The following is a 19,871-nucleotide window of genomic DNA, read 5'->3' on the forward strand; positions in this document are numbered from 1 at the left end:
TCATGACGCCCGCACACACCTCTCCCCCCACCGACCGTCCCCAGCTGGGACTTCGTGAGCGGAAGAAGATCAAGACCCGGACGGCGATCCGCGACGCGACCTACGCGCTGATCGAGGAGCAGGGGTACGACGCCACGACGATCGAGCAGATCGCCGAGCGCGCCGAGGTGTCGCCGTCCACGGTCTTCCGGTACTTCCCCACGAAGGAGGACATCGTCCTCACGGACGAGTACGACCCGATCCTCCTGGAGGAGTTGCGGTCCCGGCCCGAGGGAGAGTCCTGGGCCGACTCCCTGCGGTACCTCATGCACAAGGCCGTCGACGCCGGGGAGAGCGAGGAACCCGCGGTCATCCGGCTGCGGTCACGGCTGATGGTCGAGGTGCCCGCGGTGCGCTCCCGCATGGTGGAGAGCATGTCGGTCACCGGCAGGATGCTCTCCGCGGCCGTCGCGGAACGCACCGGCCGTCCGGAGAACAGCCTGGAGGTCCGGGTCTACACGATGTCGCTGATCGGCGGGCTCTCGGAGATCACCCAGTACTGGGCCGAGACCGACTTCCGGGACGATCTCCGTGACCTCCTCGACCGCGCGTTGGATGTCCTGGAACGCGGCCTCACACCGGGAAGCTCCTGAGGCGACGCCAGGAGACCCGCGCCAGATGTACACCTGACACATTCAGTACATGAGTGAGCCTGTGATCGAGTCCATGGCTGAGGTACGCAAGCATCTGGCAGACGCCATGGACCGAGCCCACCGGGAGGCCACCCCGACGATCGTCACGCGCCGGGGCAGGCAGGAAGCGGTGCTGATCGACATCGACGAGTACCGGCGACTGCGCGACCTGGCGGAACGGGCCGAGGACGAGTGGCTGAACCGGCTGGCCGACGAGGCGGAGTCCGAAGGGCTGGACGGCTCCGTCCCTCTCGAAGCGATGGCCGCCCTGCTCCGCGCTCAGCAGGCCTGACGCCGATGAGTCACGTCACGCGGTTCACGCCGCACGCTCAACGCGACCTGCTGAAGATCCCGCGCCCCGATGCCCTGCGGATCCTGCACCGGCTCATCGAACTCCCACGCGCCCTGGACGCGCACGACACCGCTGACTTCGACATCAAAGCGCTCCAAGGCCACAACGCCCGCCGGCGGCTCCGCGTCGGTGACCACCGCGTCGTGTACACGGTCGAGGACGGGCAGCTGATCATCCGGGTCCTCGCAGTGGGCCACCGTCGGGACGTCCACCGGGACTTCTGAGGTCCCGGCATCCGGCACAGGCCGACGAAGGGCGCGCACCACGAGCGGCTGAAGGCCGTCATGGTGCGCGCCCTCGAAGAGGTCGCCGACAGAAGCCGAAGCGGTCAACGCCTCTTCCCATCCGCCTTTCCGCAGGCGATGCCGTCCTTGTCGCGGTCCAGTTTCAGCGGGTCGTCCTTGCCGTTGACCTTCAGACGGCCGTAGTCGTTCGTCTTGAGCCAGGCGCAGCGGGCGGCCGTCGTGTTCTCGACCTCCTCCGGGAAGGCGGTCGGCACACAGACGTTGATCGAGCCGTAGTGCCGGTCGCAGCCGGAGACGGTGGGGCTGACCTTCTGCGAGCTCCTCTTCTTGCCGGGCTTCTGGACGCCGCCCTCCAGGGAGTCGGCGAAGGAGTGGACGTGCGCCGAGGCGTCGGTGGCGCTCAGGGCCGACGGGCCCTGGAGATGCACCCACTTGGCCACGGACGGCACCCCGTTGGCGTCGACCGCGAAGAGCATGTACCAGCCGGGCGGGGCCATGTTGGGGTTGCTCGTCACGTTCAGGTCGATGTTGTTGCCGTCCACCGACAGCGGCAGGTCCACGAACCGCTGGTTCGGGTCCGAGGAGTGGGTGACCGCGGCCGGGCGGATCAACTCGGCCTTGGCGATGGGCCGGTCGACGGTGATCCGCTGGGTGTCGCCGTAGGTCCACTCGGTGTCGATGACCGAAGTGATCGTCGGACGCTCGCCCTTGAGGAGATAGGGCGGGGTGTAGATCGACACGTTGTGGTTCCAGGTGCCGTTGCCCGGGTTGTCGCCGGTGGTCATCACCCGGCCGTCGGGCAGCAGGAACGCGGAGGAGTGGTAGCCGCGGGCCTCCGGGTCGGTGGCGACCGGGTCGAAGGTGCCCGTCGCCGGGTCGTAGAGCGACGTCTCGAAGACCGGGTCGGCCCGGTTGTGCAGGGCGCCGCCGGTCTCCAGGACCTTGCCGTCGGGCAGCAGGACCGCGGAGACGTACATCTTGCCCTGGCCGCCGGTCTGGGCGACCTTCCCGTTGCCGAGGTCGACCGTGCCCTGCGGCAGCGGCGGCCCGGCGACATAGGACGGGTCGGCGGACTTGAGGTCGATGATGTCGGTCAGCCGGTTGGCGTCCGGGTTGGAGTCGATGTTGCCGCCGCCGAGGGTGAGGACCTTCTGGTCCTGGGCCGGGGGCAGCAGCACGCTCGCCGACTGGTCGCGCTCGTCCTTGTTCTGCAGGCCGGGGACCTGTGTGATCGTGTTGGCGTCGTAGTCGTAGATCGCCGAACCCGTGCCGGGGATGTTGTTGCCGAAGACATGGCTGCCCGAGTAGAAGAGGCGGCCGTCCTGCATCAGGATCATCGACGGGTACAGACCCCAGTACGACCAGGTCTGGTTGACCTTCCACAGCGGCAGCCACTGCTGCTCGGCGTCCGACCACAGCTCGGTGGTCACCGAGCCGGTGGAGTCCTCGCGCAGACCGCCGAAGGAGATGACGTCACCGTTGCCGAGGGCGGTCGCCGACGGGTACCAGTGGCCGTCGTTCATGTCGTTGGTCTTGCTGTACGTCTCGGTGACCGGGTCGAAGACGTAACTGTCCTTGAAGCCCTCGTAGCCGTGCCCGCCCGCCACCGGGTACGCCTTGTTGCCGCTCATCACCAGCACCCGGCCGTCCTGGAGCTGGACGTGCCCGGCGCAGAACATGTCCTTCGGCGTGGGGATGACCTTGTAGGTGCCGGCGACCGGGTCGTACACCGCGGAGGTGAAGGTCCCCGCGTTGAACTGCTCCTCGCTGTTTCCGGAGCCCGCGATCAGCAGCACCTTGCCGTTGTTGAGGACGACGGAGTGCATGGAACGCACCGGGTTCTGCGTGGGCAGCACGTCCCAGCGGCCGTTGGCGCACTGCTCGGCGGTACCGGTGCACTCCGGCTCGACGACGGGATCGGCGACCTGTTCCATCGTGTAGTCGTCGGTGGTGGCCGAGCCGGTGCCGTAGACCGAGACGCCCCAGGTGATGCGGTCGGTGCCGGCCGGGACCTCGGGGGTGCGGACCGTCGCCTCGGTCCAACCGCCCGCCATGTCCAGCGTCTTGAGGTCGGTCCAGTACTGCCAGCCCGCCGTGGCGTCGTGCCGGAAGAGGGTGAGTGAGGCGTCCGGGGTGGTCGACTTGTACCAGAGCCCCAGGTCGTACTGCTTGCCCGCCGTCACCACCGGCGCACAGGTGGTCGACTCGGTGATCAGCGCCTTGCGGTCGCCGTCGACCCGGCGGGTGAGCGAGACCTTCATGGCCTTGGAGCCGCTGTGGGCGTCACTCACGGTCGAGAAGGTGAAGTCGTTGTCGCCCCAGCCGGACTTCTCCCAGCAGTACGGCATGCCGTCGCCGCCCGCCGTCTCGAAGCCGGGGTTCGTTATCAGGTTGGCGGCGGAGGCGGGCTGCGGCGAGGTGAGGAGCAGACCCCCCGTCAGACCGGCCACGGCCAGGAGGGCGGATCGTCTCCGGCGTCGGCCGGACCTGTTGGATCGATCGGTTCGGTTCACACGGCTCTCCCTGCGGTACGACCCCCGTCGGGGGCGGCGTTCACTTGGCCTCCGGAGCACCCGAGCCCTGGTCGGGAGCCCGACCCTGCCCGGCCCTCGGGGCCTTCGCGCGCCCGGTCTCGCGCGCCCCTTCGGCCGCGCGGCCCCTGCGCGGCAGATAGACCAGCGCCTCGGTCCCCACGAAGCGCAGGACGAACGTCGTCACCAGCGCGAGCGCGGTCGCCGACAGCGCGCCCATGTCGAACCGGTGGACGAAGAACGCGATCAGCGGGATCCGCAGCACCAGATCGGCGTTGGCGAGCAGCGCGAACCGGCCCGCCCGGTCCCACCACTGCCGGTGCCGGCGCCGGTCGCGGAACAGCAGGTGCTCGATGAGTACGAAGTTCCAGGCCACGCCGAGCTGGTTGGCGAGGATCTCCGCCGGCACGTAGTGCATGCCGCCCAGGGTCAGCGCCCACAGGCCGAGCAGGTTCGGCACGAACCCCGTCGCGCCGATCAGCCCGAAGCCGACCATGCGGGCCACCGGCGAGGCGGTACGCAGGCCGACCAGATGGCGCAGGAAGCGGAAGCCCTCCTGCGCACTGGACTTGGACTCCCCGGCGAACCGGTCCTGGAAGACGAACGGGACCTCGGTGACCTGCCGCGGGCGGCTGCGCACGGCGAGTTCGAGGAGGATCTTGTAGCCGAGGGGCTGGAGCACGTCGGCGGTGACCGCGCTGCGCCGGATGGCGAAGAAGCCGCTCATCGGGTCGCTGATGCCGTGCAGTTTGCGCGGGAAGAGGGACTTGGTCAGCCAGGTCGCCCCGCGCGAGACGGCGACCCGGTAGCTGCCCGCGAGTCCGGCCCGGCTGCCGCCCTTGATGTAACGGGAGGCGACCACGAGCCCGGCGTTCGCCCGCTCGCCGGTGGCCACCAACTCCGGTACCAGGGACGGCGGATGCTGGCAGTCGCCGTCCATGACGACGATCCAGTCGGACCCGGCCGCCTTCATGCCCTCGACGACCGCGCCGCCGAGCCCGCCGACCGGCTCGTCCCGGTGCAGCACGGTGACCGGGAAGGGACAGTCCTTGGCGGCCTCGTAGATGACCTCGGGGGTGTCGTCGGTGGAGTCGTCCACGAAGACGATCTCGCAGGGCAGCCGGGACGGCACCGACTCGGTGATCTGGTGCAGCAACTCCCGTACGTTCGCGGACTCGTTGAACGTCGGCACCACGATGGTGACGGCACCCGGTTCGGGCACCTCGGTGGCTTGTACGGCCGGATCACCCAGCTCACCGGGGGCGGTGTACTCCTGCGTCATCGTGCGCCTCCGGAGGTCGTCTGGATCTGCCGGATCTCGATCCGGTCCTCGCCGGTGCCGAAGACGGCGACCGGCGTCGAGTGCTGGATGGCCGCCTTGACGTTGGGCAGGTCGACCGCGTCGCGCCGGACCGTCGGGGAGGCCACCACGTAGTCGATGTCCTTCCAGCCGCCCGGCAGGGTCTTGGTGACCGCCGGGTCGAGGTCGGCCTTGTAGAACCAGATGACGCCGAGGCCGGGCCGGTACCCGGCGTGCACCAGGTCCAGCCAGAGCGCGTCGTCGACGAGTACCCGGGTGTCCTCGGGGTGCTCCACCTCGGTGCTGAGCCACTTCGAGGCGGCCTGGTAGGGGGCGTTGGCGTCGACGGTGACGGCGGTGCGGGCGCCGTCGTACCACTTCGGTACGACATAGGCGCCGGCGGAGACGGCGAGGACCGCCGCGAGGACGTACCGACTGCCGGTGAGCAACCGTTTCTCCTCCTCCGAGCGCCATCTGCGCAGCACGCCGTGGGCGACGGACGCGGTGCCTCCGGCGAGGACCAGGGCGAGGAAGGGGAGGGCCTGGATGACGTACATGGCGGGCAGATAGCCGTTGGGGCGCAGGGCCAGCGCGGCGAGGATCGCGACCGTCAGGGCCGGCCCGGCCAGGGCGCGGGCGGTGATCGACCAGCGCCAGGTGGCCAGCAGCAGCAGCGCGCCGGCGAGACCGCCCAACGGCAGGACACGGTCGTAGTAGAGCCACGACTCGAAGACGCCGTGGGAGCCGGAGCCCTGGTCGAGGATGAAGCCCGAACCCGGCCTGGTCATCTGGTACTTGACGCCGTCCCACAGCGAGACGTGGCCGCCGCCGGGCAGCAGCTCGCCCTTGAGGAGGGCGAAGAGCGGGTACGCGCAGCCGATCAGCACACAGGCCGTGATGGCGCCGGTGACCGCGAACTTGCGGGTGTCGCGGTGGCTGTGCCGCCACATGGTGAGCAGCAGCGCGGGCAGGATGACGAGCATCGTCTCCTTGGTGAGCACGGCGGTGGCGGCCGCGAGGCCCGCCCCGAAGTGGTGCCAGAGGTGACGGCTCGGGGAGGCGGCGAGGGTGAACGCGAGGAGCGTCCACATCACCGCGAGGTTGTCGAGGAAGATCTCCCGCTGGAGGACGACGGAGAGCGGGGAGAGCCCGAACAGGACCATGCCGAGCGCGGCGGCCCAGCGGGGCAGCGAGAGCCGGCGGCCCAGGACGTAGAGCAGGATCGCGCTGATGCCGCTGACCACCAGCATGATCGAGCGCATCGAGCCGACCGTCATCGACTCGGGGCTGATCATCGAGGGGATCCAGGTCAGCAGGGCGATCTGGATCCAGCCGAGCGGCGGATGGTCGTACCAGTAGGTGTAGTGGGCCAGGCCCCGGCCTTCCTGGACGGACCAGGCCTGGGCGAGGTAGGTGCCCTCGTCGTCGCTGAGCGTCGGGTAGTCGGCGATGTTCCAGCCCTGTACGACCAGGATCGCCACCAGGAGCAGTCCGCACAGCAGGAGGTCGGAGCGGGAGGACCGCAGGCGGCTCGGCGGGGCTGTTCGGCCGGCCGAACCGGGATCAGGCACAGGCTGCCGCTGCGCGGGGACCGTGGGAGTGGTCACCGCGGGAAGGGTGGAGGTCACGCGGGGACGTCCTCTCGGGTCACTTCGGCCGTGGTGAGATGCGCGCCGACATGAGTGGTCAACTCCCAGTCGTTGCGGCCGCGCTGCTCACGCCAGACGGCGCGGATCGCGGCGCCCGCGAGGAGCACCTGGTAGAAGGGGCCGCCCACGACGAGCTTGAGGTAGTGGACGAAGCGGACACGGAGTCCGTACTGCTTGCCGAAGTCGTGCAGCCCGACAAGCTCGAAGACGAAGGTCACCATCGCGGTGACGAGCGGCAGGAAGGTGATGAAGGCGATGCCCACGGGCACGTCGAGGAAGAGCGCGATGGCCACGTTGAGCGGGATGATGACGCCGGTGAAGGCCTGCATGAACGGGGTCATGAGGGTGTAGCGGGCGAGCAGCCGCTGCCCGAACCCCGGCAGTTGCTTCCAGTCCTTCTTCCGGTACACCTGGAGGAATCCCTGGTTCCAGCGGGTGCGCTGCTTCAGCAGCGACATCAGCGAACCGGGTGTCTCCTCCTTGGTCACCATGTCGGAGTCGTAGGCGACGACGACCTTCTTGCCGACGCTGGACAGCCGGACACCTAGGTCGCAGTCCTCGGCGAGGCAGTCGGGGTCCCAGCCGTCGGCTTCCCGGAGCACGTCGGTCCGGACGAAGACGGTGTTGCCGCCGAGCGGGATGAACCCTTTCTGCGCGTGCAGGTGCAGTCGGGACCGGAACCAGAAGAAGTACTCCAGGCAGTTGCGCAGGCTGTACCAGCTGGAGTGGAAGTTGATCAGCTGGACACCGCCCTGGACGACGTCCGCCTCCGTGGTCCGGAAGGCGTGGTCGACGTGCGCGAGCAGCTCCGGGTGGACCTGGTCCTCGGCGTCGAAGACCCCGACGACATCGCCGCGGCAGTGCGGCAGCGCCGTGTTCATGGCCTTCGGCTTGTTCTTCTTCTCGTGGGTGTCGACGACGACCCGGACGCGTGGGTCACGCTCCGCGGCGTCGCAGGCGACCGCCGTGGTCTCCGGGTCGTCGTGCCCGACGATGACGATGATCTCGAAGTCGGTGTGGCTCGACTCCAGCAGCCGCTGGATGGTGTGGTCGAGCACGGCCTGTTCGTGCCGGGCCGGAAGCAGCAGCGAGAACGACAGGCTCTCCCCGCCGTCCGGTCTGTGGAAGCGGGTGGAGGCGAGCACTTCGGGCGTACGCCACGCGTGCATCTGCCACCACAAGGTGAACGCCGCCATCCAGAACAAGGCAAGCGAAACGGCAGCAATAAGGACAGACGTCAGCAAAAGATCCCCCCAGATCCCAAAACCCCCTGCCGCGACGGCCCCTCCCGTCGCGCCACTGTGCAGAGATTAGGGGGGAACTGTGAAGCGCGGGAGCTGTTCAGATAAATAGTGTGTTTCGGAACGGTGAGGGGCCTGGCGGGAAGTATCCGAACACCTGCCCCATTTGGGCAGAGTGAACGAACCCCTCCGTTTGCCTCTCAGTCGGTCAGGGCCGTACGCAAACGCTCCGAATCGGTCGTCGGAGCATCACATGTGAAATTACGGCAGACATACGCGGTTGGTTCACCGCCGACGAGGGAACGGCCGGCGAGCAACGGGAACTCGTCGCCGCCCGGGGCGCCCACCGCGACCACCGCGCCGGGCGCGGTGCCCAGGAGTGCCGTGCGATGCAGGGCCCTCGTGCCCTCGTCGTCCGGGCCCGGCCCCACGATCGCCACCTCGCGCGGACCGTCCAGCAGCGCCTCTGCGACCGCGAGCCCCCAGCCGACGAAACGCGGGACGCGCGGACCGAGCGCCTTGACCACACCGAGCGCCTTCTCGGCGGCGGTGCGATGGGGTGCGGAGCCGGTCTGGGCCGCGTAACTCAGCAGGGCACCCGCGGCGGCGGTCCAGCCGGAGGGGGTGGCGTTGTCGGTCGGGTCCTGCGGACGACGGATCAACTGCTCCGCGTCGACGGCGGTGTCGTACAGGGCGCCCGACTCCGGGTCGGTGAAGCCCACGAGGACGTGGTCGAGAAGGAAACCGGCGAACTCCAGCCACACCCCCTCCCCCGTCACGGAGGCCAGCGCGAGGAAGCCCTCCGCCACATCGGCGTAGTCCTCCAGCACCCCGGCGTTCGCACCGACCCGTCCGTCCCTGCTGGTGCGGGAGAGCCGGGCGTGGTCGTCCAGATGGAGTCGGACCAGCAGGTCGGCGGCGCCGAGCGCGGCCTCGACCAGGTCGGGACGGTCGAAGTAGGCGCCGGTCTCGGCCAGCGCGGCGATGGCGAGCCCGTTCCAGGCGGCGACGACCTTGTCGTCACGGCCCGGCGCGGGGCGTTCGCTCCGCCGCCGCAGCAGCCGCTCGCGGATCGAGGCGATCCGGTCGGCGTCGAAGACCACGTCCTGCTGCGGAAGCTGGAGGACGGACGAGCCGTGCTCGAAGGTCCCCTCCTCGGTGACACCGAAGTACCGGGCGGCGAGCTCGGCGTCCTCGTCGCCGAGGGCATCGCGGAGCTGCTCGGGCGTCCAGGCGTAGTAGGCGCCCTCGACATGCCTGCCGGTGCCGTCGTCACTGTCGGCGTCGAGTGCGGAGGCGAACCCGCCCTCGTTCGTGCGCAGCTCGCGGACCATGAAGTCGGCGGTCTCCAGGGCGACCCGGCGAGCCAGGTCCGAACCCGTGGAGCGCCACAGATGGGCGTAGACCCGGCACAGCAGGGCGTTGTCGTACAGCATCTTCTCGAAGTGCGGCACGACCCAGTCGCGGTCCACGGAGTAGCGGGCGAAGCCGCCGCCGAGCTGATCCCAGATGCCGCCACGGGCCATCCGCTCGCAGGTGTCCCGGGCCATCTGCAAGGCACCCTCGGCACCCGTCCGCGCATGGTGGCGCAGCAGGAACTCGACCACCATGGACGGCGGGAACTTCGGTGCCCCGCCGAACCCGCCACGCTGCGGGTCGTACTCCCGGGTGAGCCCGAGCAGGGCCGTGGCCAGCTGCTCCTCACCGGGCGCCTCGCTGTCGCCGTAGGAGATCTCCCGGCCGGCGAGGTCCTGCCGGATCTTCCCGGCGACCTCGGTGACCTCGTCCCGCCGGTCCGTCCAGGCACTGCTCACCCCTTCCAGGACCTGCCGGAAGCCGGGCATGCCCTGGCGGGGGGCGGGCGGGAAGTAGGTGCCGAAGTAGAAGGGCTCGGCGTCCGGCGTCAGAAACACGGTCATGGGCCAGCCCCCCTGCCCGGTGGCGGCTTGGACGGCCTCCATGTAGACGGCGTCGACGTCGGGGCGTTCCTCGCGGTCGACCTTCACGCTGAGGAAGTGAGCGTTCAGGTAGTCGGCGGTCTCCTGGTCCTCGAAGGACTCGTGGGCCATGACATGGCACCAGTGGCAGCTGCTGTAACCGACGCTCAGCAGGACCGGCACGTTCCGTTTCCGGGCCTCCTCGAAGGCCTCGGCCGACCAGGGCCACCAGTCGACGGGGTTGTCGGCGTGCTGGAGGAGGTAGGGGGAGGTCTCATGGGCCAGTCGGTTCGCCATGGTGTCCATCCTGCCGCAGTACCCGGCGGGCCGTCCGCCAGGCGCCTGGCGGACGGCGACGTCGAGTCGCCCCCTCGCACCGACGCCCCGTCGGCAGCACACTTGACCAAGGAACCACCGAGCTCGACCAAGGAACCACCGAGAGAAAGCCGTTGGCGCCGGAGGGGGACGACGTGACCATGCGGGACAGTCATCGCGCGGAGGCCGAGCGGTTGCTGGTGCGGGCCGTGGAGGAAGAGGTGCGGCGTTCGGGCGGCCGTACCGACGGCGGTGTGCTGCTGTCGCGGGCCCGCGCGGCCCTGGACACGATGGCCCAGACCTCCGCCGAGGAGTACGCGGCCTACACCCGCGCCCTGGAGGAGTCGCAGGCCGGACAGCTCACGTTCGGGCAGCGCTACGCGCGGGACGGATCCGGCACTCCCCTACTGGTGGCGGGCGTCGCGGCGGTCGCGGCCATCGTGGCCGACCTGGCGCTGGGCACCGGCGCGGGCACCGCACTGGGCGCCGGGGTGACCGTGGGGGTGGTGGGCGCCGCGGCGACGGTCGTGAAGGTCGCCGGTTCGCATCTGCCCGCCGCGCACCACCGGGCGGGCGCGATCGGCCAGCCCGGCGGCCCCGAACAGTTGCGTCTGCAGTGGCTGACGGCCCTGGAAGTCCGCGGTATCCGCCCCTACCTCGACCAGCAGCGCGTCCGGAACGCCTCCACCGGCCCCAAGCGGACGGGCCCGCGGCTGAAGGGCACGGACAAGAGCGCGGCGGCCCGCGGCCGGAACGTGCTGGAGCAGTCGTTCGGGCAACTGCCGGAACCGGTGGGCCCGTTCGCGGGCAGGCGGCAGGAGATGGCACGGATCCGGCAGTGGGTGCAGGCGTCCCGCGCGAGCACCGAGACCCGGCCGACGGTCGTCGTGCTGCACGGGCCGGCGGGCAGCGGCCGTACGACCCTCGCGGTGCGCGCGGCCCACGAACTGAAGGACTACTTCCGGGGCGCGTGTGTGGTGGACCTGCGGGGCGACAGCCCGGAGGAGGCCCCGCTGTCCACCCGGGACGCGCTGCTGCACCTGCTGAACCGTCTCGGCGCCCCGCGCGAGCAACTGCTCTTCCGGGAGCGGTCGTCGGCGGACCAGCAGGTCAAGCGGCTGAGCGAGCTGTACCACCAGCATCTGACCGGCCTGCCCGTCACCATCGTCCTGGACGACGCCTCGGACCCCGAGCAGGTCCGCATCCTGATCCCGGAGCGCTCCGACAGCCTGGTCCTGGTCACCTCCCGCGGCCCTCTCGGCCTGCCCGCCGGCCTCGCCGCCCAGGTGTACGAACTGCCCGTCGAGACCCTGGACACGGCCGGCGCGGAGGAACTCCTCGGCGCCGCCGCCCAGGACAGCACCGGCCCCTACGACGCCGAATCCACCGATCTCATCGCCGAGTTGTGCGGCGGTCTGCCGCTCGCCCTGCTCATCGCGGGCTCCTCGCTCGGCCCCCGCTCCCCCCGCCAACTCGCCTCCGACCTCGGCGCGTACGGCCCCGTCGAACCCGCCGAGAGAGTGCTGTGGCTGCGCTACACCGACCAGAGCGACACCGCCCGCCGACTGCTGCGCCGGCTCGCCCTGGCCGGCCGCGCCTCCCTCGGCGCCGCCGCGGCGGCCGCCCTGCTGGCCACCGACGAGACGGAGGCCACCCGCCACCTCGTCGCCCTCGCCCGGGCGGGCCTCATCGACCATGTCCGCGGCAGCCGTTACCGCATGCACGACGTGGTCCGCGCCTTCGCCCACGCCCGCCTCCTCGACGAGGAGGAACCGGCGGAGCGTACGGCCGCGCAGGAACGGCTGATCGTGAACTACGCCGACCTCGCGGACTCGGTGCTGCGTCTGGTCGACGGCAACATGTCGACCCGCTCGGACCGCTTCAGCCCGCACGGCTTCCACTCCCTCGACGAGGCGCTGCGCTGGCTCGACGACGAGTCCAGCTTCATCACGGCGGCGCTCCGGCACGCGGAGGGCGTGAACCAGGGGGCCGTCCTCAACCTGCTGGGCGCCCTGTGCGACTACTGCCTGCTGCGCGGCGACCTCTACCGCCTCGGTGAGATCAGCGAGTTGGCCCAGGCCGTCGACCAGGGCCTGCTGGTCCGCTCGGTGCAGTGGCGCACCGGCATCGCCGCCCGCCAGCTCGGCGAACTGGACAAGGCGCGCACCACGCTCACCTCCGTGGTCGATCTCTACATGGAGGCCCACCACGACGCGGGCGCGGCCCGCGCCCTGTGCTCCCTCGGCATCACGCTCCACCACCAGGGCAATCTGACGGAGGCCGCGTCCAAACTGCGGGAGGCCCTCGACCTCCAGGCGGCGCCCGAGCTGGCCACCGACCGCGCGTGGACGATGCACGCCCTGGCCGCGGTACAGCGGGACCGCGCCCAACTGTCCGAGGCGATGGACCTGTTGACCCAGTCCCTGCTCCTGCACCGGGCCGGCGAATCGGTCCACGGCGAGGCCTGGGCCCACTTCCAGCTCGGCCAACTCGGCCTGCGCATGGGCGACGTACCGCGCGCCGAACAGGAACTGCGCACCGCCCTCGACCTCTACGGCCGCACCCGCGACGCCCGCGGCGAGGCCTGGGCGCTCACCCAGCTGGCCCGGGCCCGCATGATCGTCGGCGACGCGTCGGCGGCCGTCGACGGCCTGCGCCAGGCGGCCTCCCGGCACCGCGACAACGAGGACGCGCGCGGTGAGGCCTGGACGGTGTACTACCTCGGCCAGGCCCTGGAGGAGACCGGCAACCTGACCCTCGCGGTCCGCGAACTGGAACGCTCCCGCACGATGTTCTCCCGTATGCGCGACGTCTACGGCCTGGCCTGCGCCCGCCACCACTCGGCGCGCGTCACCCGCGACCAACGGGCCGCGCAGACCGGCTCGTTGCGCAACTCCGGCTTCGCCCGCCAGCTCCTGGTCGACGCCCGCGCCGACTTCCAGCGCATCGGTGTCGCCCACGGCGAGGCCTGGACGTGCCTGGAGCTGGCCGTGGTCGACGCGGGCAACGCCCGCACCCCGCAGGCCCTCACCCTCTGCGACGAGGCGATCGGTCTCTTCACGTCCTACGGCGACCGCCGCGGCGAGGACTGGGCCCGCTTCCTGCGCTGCACCCTGCTGCCGTACGCCGCCCCGGGAGGCGTCGAGATCGGTACGGCCGTCGCCCAGGAGGAACTGTCCCAGCTGGGCCGCGCCACCCACCCCGCCCGCGACCAGAAACTCGACGACTTCGTGGAGGCGTACGTCCTGCTGCTGGAACGGGGCGTGAACCTCGAAGCGGGCTGGCAGGTCTGGCGGTTGGGGATGGTGCCGGGGAGGCATGCGAGGGAGGTCATGGGGGTGGTGGTGGGGGCGGGGGCGTGAATGGGTAGGGGTGGGGACGAAAAGAGTCGGGGACGGAAGGAGTCGGGGACGGGGAGGTCCGGGAACGGCGAGGGCCGGTAACGGGGAGGGGGCGGTGTGAGCGGGTCGGAGTCGGCGGGCGAGGCCGAGCTGCGCGCGCTGCAACGCGCCCTCGGGGACACCGGGCAGGTCGTCGTCCTGTACGGGCCGCCGGGGGCCGGGAAGGCGACCCTGGCCGAGCGGTTGGCGTCCCGGCTCGGGGCCGCACGCCGGATGCCTGTGCGCCGGGTCGCCGTCGGACGCCGGCCCGCGGACCCGGAGAGCCTGCTGCTGCGGCTGATCATGGCGGTGGAGGCCCCGAGGCGGGACCATCTGGACGGGGCTCTCCTGGGCGGGTCCACGGAACACACCGACGTGCTGCTCACCGACCTGCTCATCGACGTCTGCCGGGACCGGCTGGCCGCCGGTCCGCTGATGCTCGTGCTCGGCGACCTGCCCCCGGGCTCCGTCGGTGTGGAACTGCTGTACGTGATCCAGGAGTTGATCGAGGACACGGACAGCCTGGCGATCGCCACGTACCAGGCCGACCAGGCGCCGGCCGCCGACTTGCCCCAGCTCCTGACCCACCGGGTGACCCCGCCCTCGCAGGCCTCCCAGGACGTGTGGCTCACCGCGAGACGCGCGCTGCTCCCACCCGGTGACTCGGCCCTGCTCGACGCCCTCGTGGCGTGGGAGGGCACGGAGTTCTCGCCGAACACGGCACTGCCCGCCGAAGCGCTCACGACCGCCGAGCGGCGCGCCTCGATCGAGCGGCTCCACGGGGACGGACTGCTCCGGCAACCGCGCACCGGCTGGTACGAGGTGCTGCCCTCCGTGCGCGAGGCGCTCACCCGCGACCGGGATCCGGCCGAAATCAAGGATCTGTCCCGGGAGTTGGATACCGGGCTGGCCCGGACCCTGCCCGCCGAGCCGGGTGTGCTGGGGGACGCGGCCGTACCCTGCGTGGACCTCGCCCTGCGCCTGCTGCACGCCGACGCCCCGGACGCGGACGGCTTCACCCGGTGGCTGGCCCGACAGCTCGCCGTCGAAGGCGCCGTGGCCCCCCTGCTGATGCTGAGGACCGGGACGGTGCGGGCGCGGGGCGACCGGACGTCGCTGACCGTCCCGCTGGCGGCGGCGGCGCGGCAGACCGGGCGTCCGAAGGAGGCCGCCGAGGCGTTGGCGGCGCTCGACACCCCGGAAGCCGTCCGTGAACTCGCCGTCACCCGGCACCACATGGGCCTACTGCCCCAGGCCGAGGCCTCCCTCGACGCCCTCCCCGTCGGCGTCCCGGACGGCTGGGCCCTGCACACCCGGGCAGCGATCCACATCGACCGCGGAACGCCGCACGACGCCGGGCGCCTGCTGCGGCTCGCGATCGAGACCCACCAGGTGCACGGCGACCGGCGCGGCGAGGCCTGGGCCGTCTTCCACTACGGGCGGCTGCGGCTGACGCGCGGCGACCTGGAGGAGGCCCGCAAACGCCTCGACGCCGCCTGGCACACCTTCCAGGACGTCGGCGACGTCGTGGGAACGGCCTGGGCGGACACCGAGCTGTGCCGGGTCGCGCTGCTGCAGAACGGTCCCGAGCCGGACGTCCTGCGGGAGTTGGAGGCGGCGCCCTCGGCGCACCGGGCGCACGGGGACGTACGGGGGGAGGCGTGGGCAACACTGCTGTTGGGCGTGGGATACGCGGACGCGGGGCATGGGGAGGCCGCGCGGACCCTGCAACGGGCACAGCGCCTCTTCCAGGGCCTGCCGGATCACTTGGGAAACGCCTGGGCCGTCCACCACGACGTGTCGGTGGACGGCTCCGGGACCCGGCTCGTCAGCGCCCTGGCGGCTTTCATGGCCGCCGACTGCCGTATCGGCGTGGCCTGGACCTGGCTGCACATTCCGATGCAGTCCGCATTCGCCCCGCCTCCCGACAACGAGCTGCTCGTCAGGGCGGGGAAACAGTTCGAGGCGATCGGCGACACCGCGGGCGAGATGTGGGTGACGGCGGCGCGGTACGGCCCCGACTCCGTCGCGGGCGCGCGGGCGATCCGGACGCTCGCCCGGTGCTATCCGAGCCGGGTCCTCGACGGCGTCGACTGGCGTGACCCGCGACTCCGGATCCCCCACGCCGTCCGCCACCTGATCCCCGACCCCTCCGATCCGCTCGACGACACCCCCACCCCCGCCGCCCGCATCCGCCTCACCCTGCTCGACGACTCCCCCGCCCCCGACGCGACCGCCCGTATCGCGCTGAGCGTCGACCCGGCGGCGGAGTCCGCGGACACGCCCCTGCCCCGGCTGACCGTCCGCGCCACGCCCCTCACCCGTGCCGACATCGACCCGCCCCATGCCCTCCGGGTCGACGGCGCCGTCCTCTTCCTCTTCACCCCGCACACCACGGGCCGCCACCGCGTCCGCTTCACCGTCGAGGACGCGGTGTCCTGCACGGTCCTCCAGCAGGTGGAGACCGACATCGACGTCATCGGCAGCGCCGGCACCGCCCCGCTCGCCGCCCCCCACCCCGAACCCGCCCGGAGGGCCTGACACCGTGGCCCGTGAACTCCCCGTGCGGATCGTCCAGGACCCGAGCCTCGGCTTCACCCGGCTGCCGGCCGCCATCCCGCCGCCCGACCTGGTCGTGGGCTTCGACGTGTACGGCGAGGACCGCATCCTGGCCCGGATGCACGGCCCGGCGCTGACCACCCTCCGCTCGGAGCACAAGACCTTCCTGGAGGCGGGCCCGAGGCGGGTGCGCGCGGCGACGGCCCACCTGCGCCGGGTGTGGAAGGACGAGTTCGTCGACGTGCAGCCGCTCGACGCGTCGGGGCAGCCGGCACCCGGCCGCCCGGCGTTCCCGTTCGCCACGCTCAGCGACCTCTCGGGAGGACCGCAGGACGAACTCGCGGGAGCGGTGGCGCACCTCGCGACGTACGGCACCCAGTTGCTCTTCGACATCCTGCTCGGCGGCGACCGTGACGACGTCAAGCGGTTCCGTGAGTTCCTGATCAGGGCGCTGCGCGCGGAGCAGCCGTTGCGGGTCCGCTTCGACTCCGACTTCTTCGTGCCGTGGCCGATGCTGTGTCTGCCGCCCGACGCGACGGACGAGCCCGGGCTCGCCGGGATGTTCCGCCGCTTCCTCGGGCACCGGCATCTCATCGAGCACACCGGCGGCTACTACGCCGGGATCGAGGAGGAGCACGAGCGGCCGGCGCCCGCCCGGCCGGCCGTGAGCCTCAACCACGACGCCGGCATCGACCGGCGCGGCCGGACCCGGGCCGCCGAGGTGGCCGAGGCTTTGGCCCGCGGCGGCACCCTGACCGAGCGCACGACCCGCCCCCAGCTGGAGCGGGCCCTCGCGGACCGCGCCCTGGACGAGCAGCTGATGTACTTCTGGTGCCACGGCCGGTTCCAGGCAGCCGAACCCGAACCGCCTTACCTCGTGGTGCAGTTGACCGACCAGCGCCCGATCGACGCCTACACCGTGCAGGCCCACCGTCCACCGCGTCACACCTGCGCGCCGTTCCAGCCGTTCGTCCTGCTCAACGCCTGTTACGCGGGCCTGCCCGGCGACGCCGATCTCGCCTACCTGGGCCGTGCCCTGATCGAGACCGGCGCCCGCGGCATCCTGGGCCCGCAGATCGAGATGCCGCAGGTCTTCGCCGCCGAGTACGCCCTGGAGTTCCTCACCCGCTATCTCGGCGGCGGGGAGACCGCCGGGTCCATCGCCCACGCCGTCGCCCGGCACTTCGCCGACGAACTCCACAACCCCCTGGGCTTCGCCTACGCCCTGCACTGCGGGATGGACGCCCGACTGGAACGGGCCGAACCGGCGGAGGCGACCTCATGAGCCGGGACCACCTGGACCGGGACGCAAGGGAATGGGGCACCATGAATGTTATCAATATGGGCAATGCGGACTGGCCGCAATGAAACATGACGGAGCCGATCGAATCACTGCACATCAGGTCGATGCACCCCGGCCCGATCTCCGTGTCGTCGACCTCGACCCGGACGGACGGCTCCTCGAACCCACCCCCGCCGGGCCCCGTCCCGTCCCCGCCCACCGTCTCGACGCCCACTTCGCCGAGGAACTCGCCCCACCGTCCTGGGCGACGGACCTGCTCGTCTACGTCCACGGCTGGCAGACCTCACCGGAGTCCGCGCTCACCGCCGTACAGCGGCTGTTGGCCCTGACGGCCGCCCAGTACGACGAGATCCGGTATCCCCGGCTCAAGCCCTGGCGTCCGTGGACCGTCCTCATCCGCTGGCCGTCCCGTTCGCACCCCACCCTCGGCGGCTACCGCCGTATCCGGGACCGTGCACACGCGATGAGCGCGGAAGGTCACGCCGGCCGGGTCATCGGCCGCCTCCTCGGCTACTTGGACACCCACCGTGCCGATCCGGCCGCCCCGCCCGTCCTCGCCAACCGCGAAGGGCAGTATCTGCACCTGGTCGGGCACTCCTTCGGCTGCCGGTTCCTGTGCGAGGCCGTGCAGTGGGCGACGGTGGAGGAGCCGCTCACCCTGGGCTGGAGCACTCCGGTGCCGCCGGGCCGGCCCTTCACCGTCGATTCGATGCTGCTGTTCCAGATGGCCGCGCCTCGCGACGCCTTCGCGACGACCTTCCCCGCACTCGGCGGGGCCCCGCTGCGCGGACCGGTCGTGGCGACGTACTCGCAGCACGACCGGGCCACCGGGTTCTGGCATCTGCGGGCGGAGAAACGGGCGGGCATCGGGTACGCCGGTATCGGCACCGCGCCCGCCCCGGTCTCCGCGATCCGGATGCCGCCGCCCGGTGAGCCGTACCCCCTGGCCGTGCTCGACCACCGGTTCGTCAGTGTCGACGCGAGCGACGTCTACGTCCGCGGGCGTGGCCCGGCGGGTGCCCACTCGGACCATCTGCGGCCGGAGTCCGCCCATCTGCTGCTGTCCCTGGCCGACCACTGCCGGTAGGGCCGCGGAGCGGTGGGCGGACCCGTCAGCCCTGCTTGGCCGGGGAGTCGGTCGTGGCCTTGGCCCCGGTCTGGGACGCGGATTCGGCCTCGGACTCGGCGGCGGTGTCCGCGGCGCCGTTCTCCGCCACCGTCCCCGCCGCCGGCTTCGTCCTCGCCGCCGCGTCCGGCGACTCCTTGAAGTCGACCTTGCCCATGTGCTTGGTCATCGACTTCATCAGGACCCACACCGCCAGGGCCATCGCCGCGAAGACGATGAAACCGAGGACGCCGGGGGTGACCTTGTCCTCGTCGACCTCCTTGGCGAGGGTCGTCAGGTGCGTCATTGCCAGGCTTGCGCTTGCGCTCATGTCAGGCATTGTCGCGGATGCCCGCAAAGAGGTCGGCCTCGGGGAGGGAGGTATCGACGAGGGACTTCGCGAGCTCGTACTCCTCCGTCGGCCAGACCTCCTTCTGGAGGTCCAGCGGAACGCGGAACCAGCCGCCCTCGGGGTCGATCTGCGTGGCGTGCGCGATCAGGGCCTTGTCGCGGATCTCGTAGAAATCGGCGCACGGGACGTGCGTGGTCAGGGTGCGCTCGGTCTGCTCGAACTCGTCCCAGCGCTTGAGCCAGTCCCCGTACGGCGACTCCATGCCGCGCTCCAGCAACGCGTGGTGCAGCGCCTCCGTGCGCTGACGGTTGAAGCCCTGGTTGTAGTAGAGCTTCCGCGGCTGGTACGCCGGTCCGAACTCGCCCTCCGGGTACTTCTCGGTGTCCGCCGCACCCTCGAACGCCACCATCGAGATCTTGTGGGTCATGATGTGGTCGGGGTGCGGGTAGCCGCCGTTCTCGTCGTACGTCGTGATGACCTGCGGACGGAACGAGCGGATCTTCCGCACCAGCTCGCCTGCCGCCTTGTCGACGTCCTCCAGGGCGAAGCAGCCCTCGGGCAGCGGCGGCAGCGGGTCGCCCTCGGGCAGGCCCGAGTCGACGAAGCCGAGCCACTCCTGGCCCACGCCGAGGATCTCGCGGGCCTCGTCCATCTCCTTCTTGCGTACCTCGTGGATGTGCTCCTCGATGTACTTGTCGCCCTGCAGCTTGGGGTTGAGGATGGAGCCACGCTCCCCGCCCGTGCAGGTCACGACGAGCACGTCCACCCCCTCGGACACGTACTTCGCCATGGTCGCCGCGCCCTTGCTCGACTCGTCGTCGGGGTGGGCGTGCACGGCCATCAGTCGCAGCTGGTCAGTCAAGACTCAATCCTCGTAAGTCGGCGCCCGGTGTGAACGGGTGCGATCGGCGGCTTCTATAGTGACCGAATC

At 71.1% G+C, this 19,871-nt stretch carries 13 protein-coding genes and 1 pseudogene; 7 read left to right on the top strand and 7 right to left on the bottom strand.

Annotation, left to right across the window (positions count from 1 at the left end; all coding sequences use genetic code 11):
- The first annotated feature begins 2 nt into the window (after nt 1-2).
- From ACZ5VD_RS22585 to ACZ5VD_RS22595, 3 genes are read left to right on the top strand one after another with little or no spacing between them, the layout of a single operon-like run.
- The gene (locus ACZ5VD_RS22585) at nt 3-632 is read left to right on the top strand and encodes a TetR/AcrR family transcriptional regulator (RefSeq protein WP_468547373.1); all 630 of its coding nucleotides are present in this window, start codon (nt 3-5) and stop codon (nt 630-632) included.
- Nucleotides 633-681: 49 nt separating this feature from the next.
- Nucleotides 682-963, top strand: coding sequence for a type II toxin-antitoxin system Phd/YefM family antitoxin (locus ACZ5VD_RS22590; RefSeq protein WP_468683049.1), 282 nt, complete (start codon nt 682-684; stop codon nt 961-963).
- A gap of 5 nt (nt 964-968) precedes the next feature.
- On the top strand, nt 969-1,247 hold the full coding sequence (locus ACZ5VD_RS22595; protein ID WP_468547375.1) for a type II toxin-antitoxin system RelE family toxin: 279 nt from the start codon (nt 969-971) through the stop codon (nt 1,245-1,247).
- A gap of 104 nt (nt 1,248-1,351) precedes the next feature.
- Here ACZ5VD_RS22595 and ACZ5VD_RS22600 read toward each other — a convergent pair whose 3' ends face one another.
- The 5 genes from ACZ5VD_RS22600 to ACZ5VD_RS22620 form a co-directional block, all read right to left on the bottom strand.
- Nucleotides 1,352-3,718, bottom strand: coding sequence for a galactose oxidase-like domain-containing protein (locus tag ACZ5VD_RS22600; RefSeq protein WP_468683050.1), 2,367 nt, complete (start codon nt 3,716-3,718; stop codon nt 1,352-1,354).
- Nucleotides 3,719-3,821: 103 nt separating this feature from the next.
- Nucleotides 3,822-5,081 carry a glycosyltransferase gene (locus ACZ5VD_RS22605; RefSeq protein WP_468547377.1) on the bottom strand — a complete coding sequence of 420 codons (1,260 nt, stop codon included), beginning with the start codon at nt 5,079-5,081 and terminating at the stop codon, nt 3,822-3,824.
- Complete coding sequence (locus tag ACZ5VD_RS22610; protein ID WP_468547378.1) at nt 5,078-6,727, bottom strand: ArnT family glycosyltransferase; 1,650 nt, start codon at nt 6,725-6,727, stop codon at nt 5,078-5,080. The genes ACZ5VD_RS22605 and ACZ5VD_RS22610 overlap by 4 nt, the downstream gene beginning before the upstream one ends.
- Entirely contained in the window at nt 6,724-7,992 is a 1,269-nt protein-coding gene (locus tag ACZ5VD_RS22615; protein WP_468547379.1) for a glycosyltransferase, read from the bottom strand. Before ACZ5VD_RS22615 ends, ACZ5VD_RS22610 begins: the two co-directional genes overlap by 4 nt.
- 197 nt (nt 7,993-8,189) lie before the next feature.
- On the bottom strand, nt 8,190-10,223 hold the full coding sequence (locus tag ACZ5VD_RS22620) for a thioredoxin domain-containing protein (RefSeq protein WP_468547380.1): 2,034 nt from the start codon (nt 10,221-10,223) through the stop codon (nt 8,190-8,192).
- A 179-nt stretch (nt 10,224-10,402) separates the two neighbouring features.
- On the opposite strand from ACZ5VD_RS22620, the gene ACZ5VD_RS22625 reads away from it, so the two are divergent.
- The 4 genes from ACZ5VD_RS22625 (at nt 10,403) to ACZ5VD_RS22640 (ending at nt 18,570) form a co-directional block, all read left to right on the top strand.
- Complete coding sequence (locus ACZ5VD_RS22625) at nt 10,403-13,603, top strand: tetratricopeptide repeat protein (protein WP_468683088.1); 3,201 nt, start codon at nt 10,403-10,405, stop codon at nt 13,601-13,603.
- 96 nt (nt 13,604-13,699) lie between these two features.
- Nucleotides 13,700-16,162, top strand: a complete 2,463-nt coding sequence (locus tag ACZ5VD_RS22630; protein ID WP_468683052.1) for an ATP-binding protein — start codon at nt 13,700-13,702, stop codon at nt 16,160-16,162.
- A gap of 4 nt (nt 16,163-16,166) precedes the next feature.
- A complete protein-coding gene (locus ACZ5VD_RS22635; RefSeq protein ID WP_468683054.1) occupies nt 16,167-17,465 on the top strand; it encodes a CHAT domain-containing protein in 1,299 nt (432 codons plus the stop codon).
- Between the two features lie 79 nt (nt 17,466-17,544).
- On the top strand, nt 17,545-18,570 hold the full coding sequence (locus ACZ5VD_RS22640; protein ID WP_468683056.1) for a hypothetical protein: 1,026 nt from the start codon (nt 17,545-17,547) through the stop codon (nt 18,568-18,570).
- Nucleotides 18,571-18,703: 133 nt separating this feature from the next.
- Here ACZ5VD_RS22640 and ACZ5VD_RS22645 read toward each other — a convergent pair.
- Nucleotides 18,704-18,928, bottom strand: a pseudogene (locus ACZ5VD_RS22645) (hypothetical protein); the annotation flags it as partial.
- Entirely contained in the window at nt 18,921-19,781 is an 861-nt protein-coding gene (gene mca / locus ACZ5VD_RS22650) for a mycothiol conjugate amidase Mca (RefSeq protein ID WP_468547823.1), read from the bottom strand. The pseudogene ACZ5VD_RS22645 and the gene mca, both read right to left, overlap by 8 nt.
- Nucleotides 19,782-19,871: the final 90 nt, after the last annotated feature.

It is taken from the genome of Streptomyces sp. NPDC032822 (assembly GCF_055578825.1).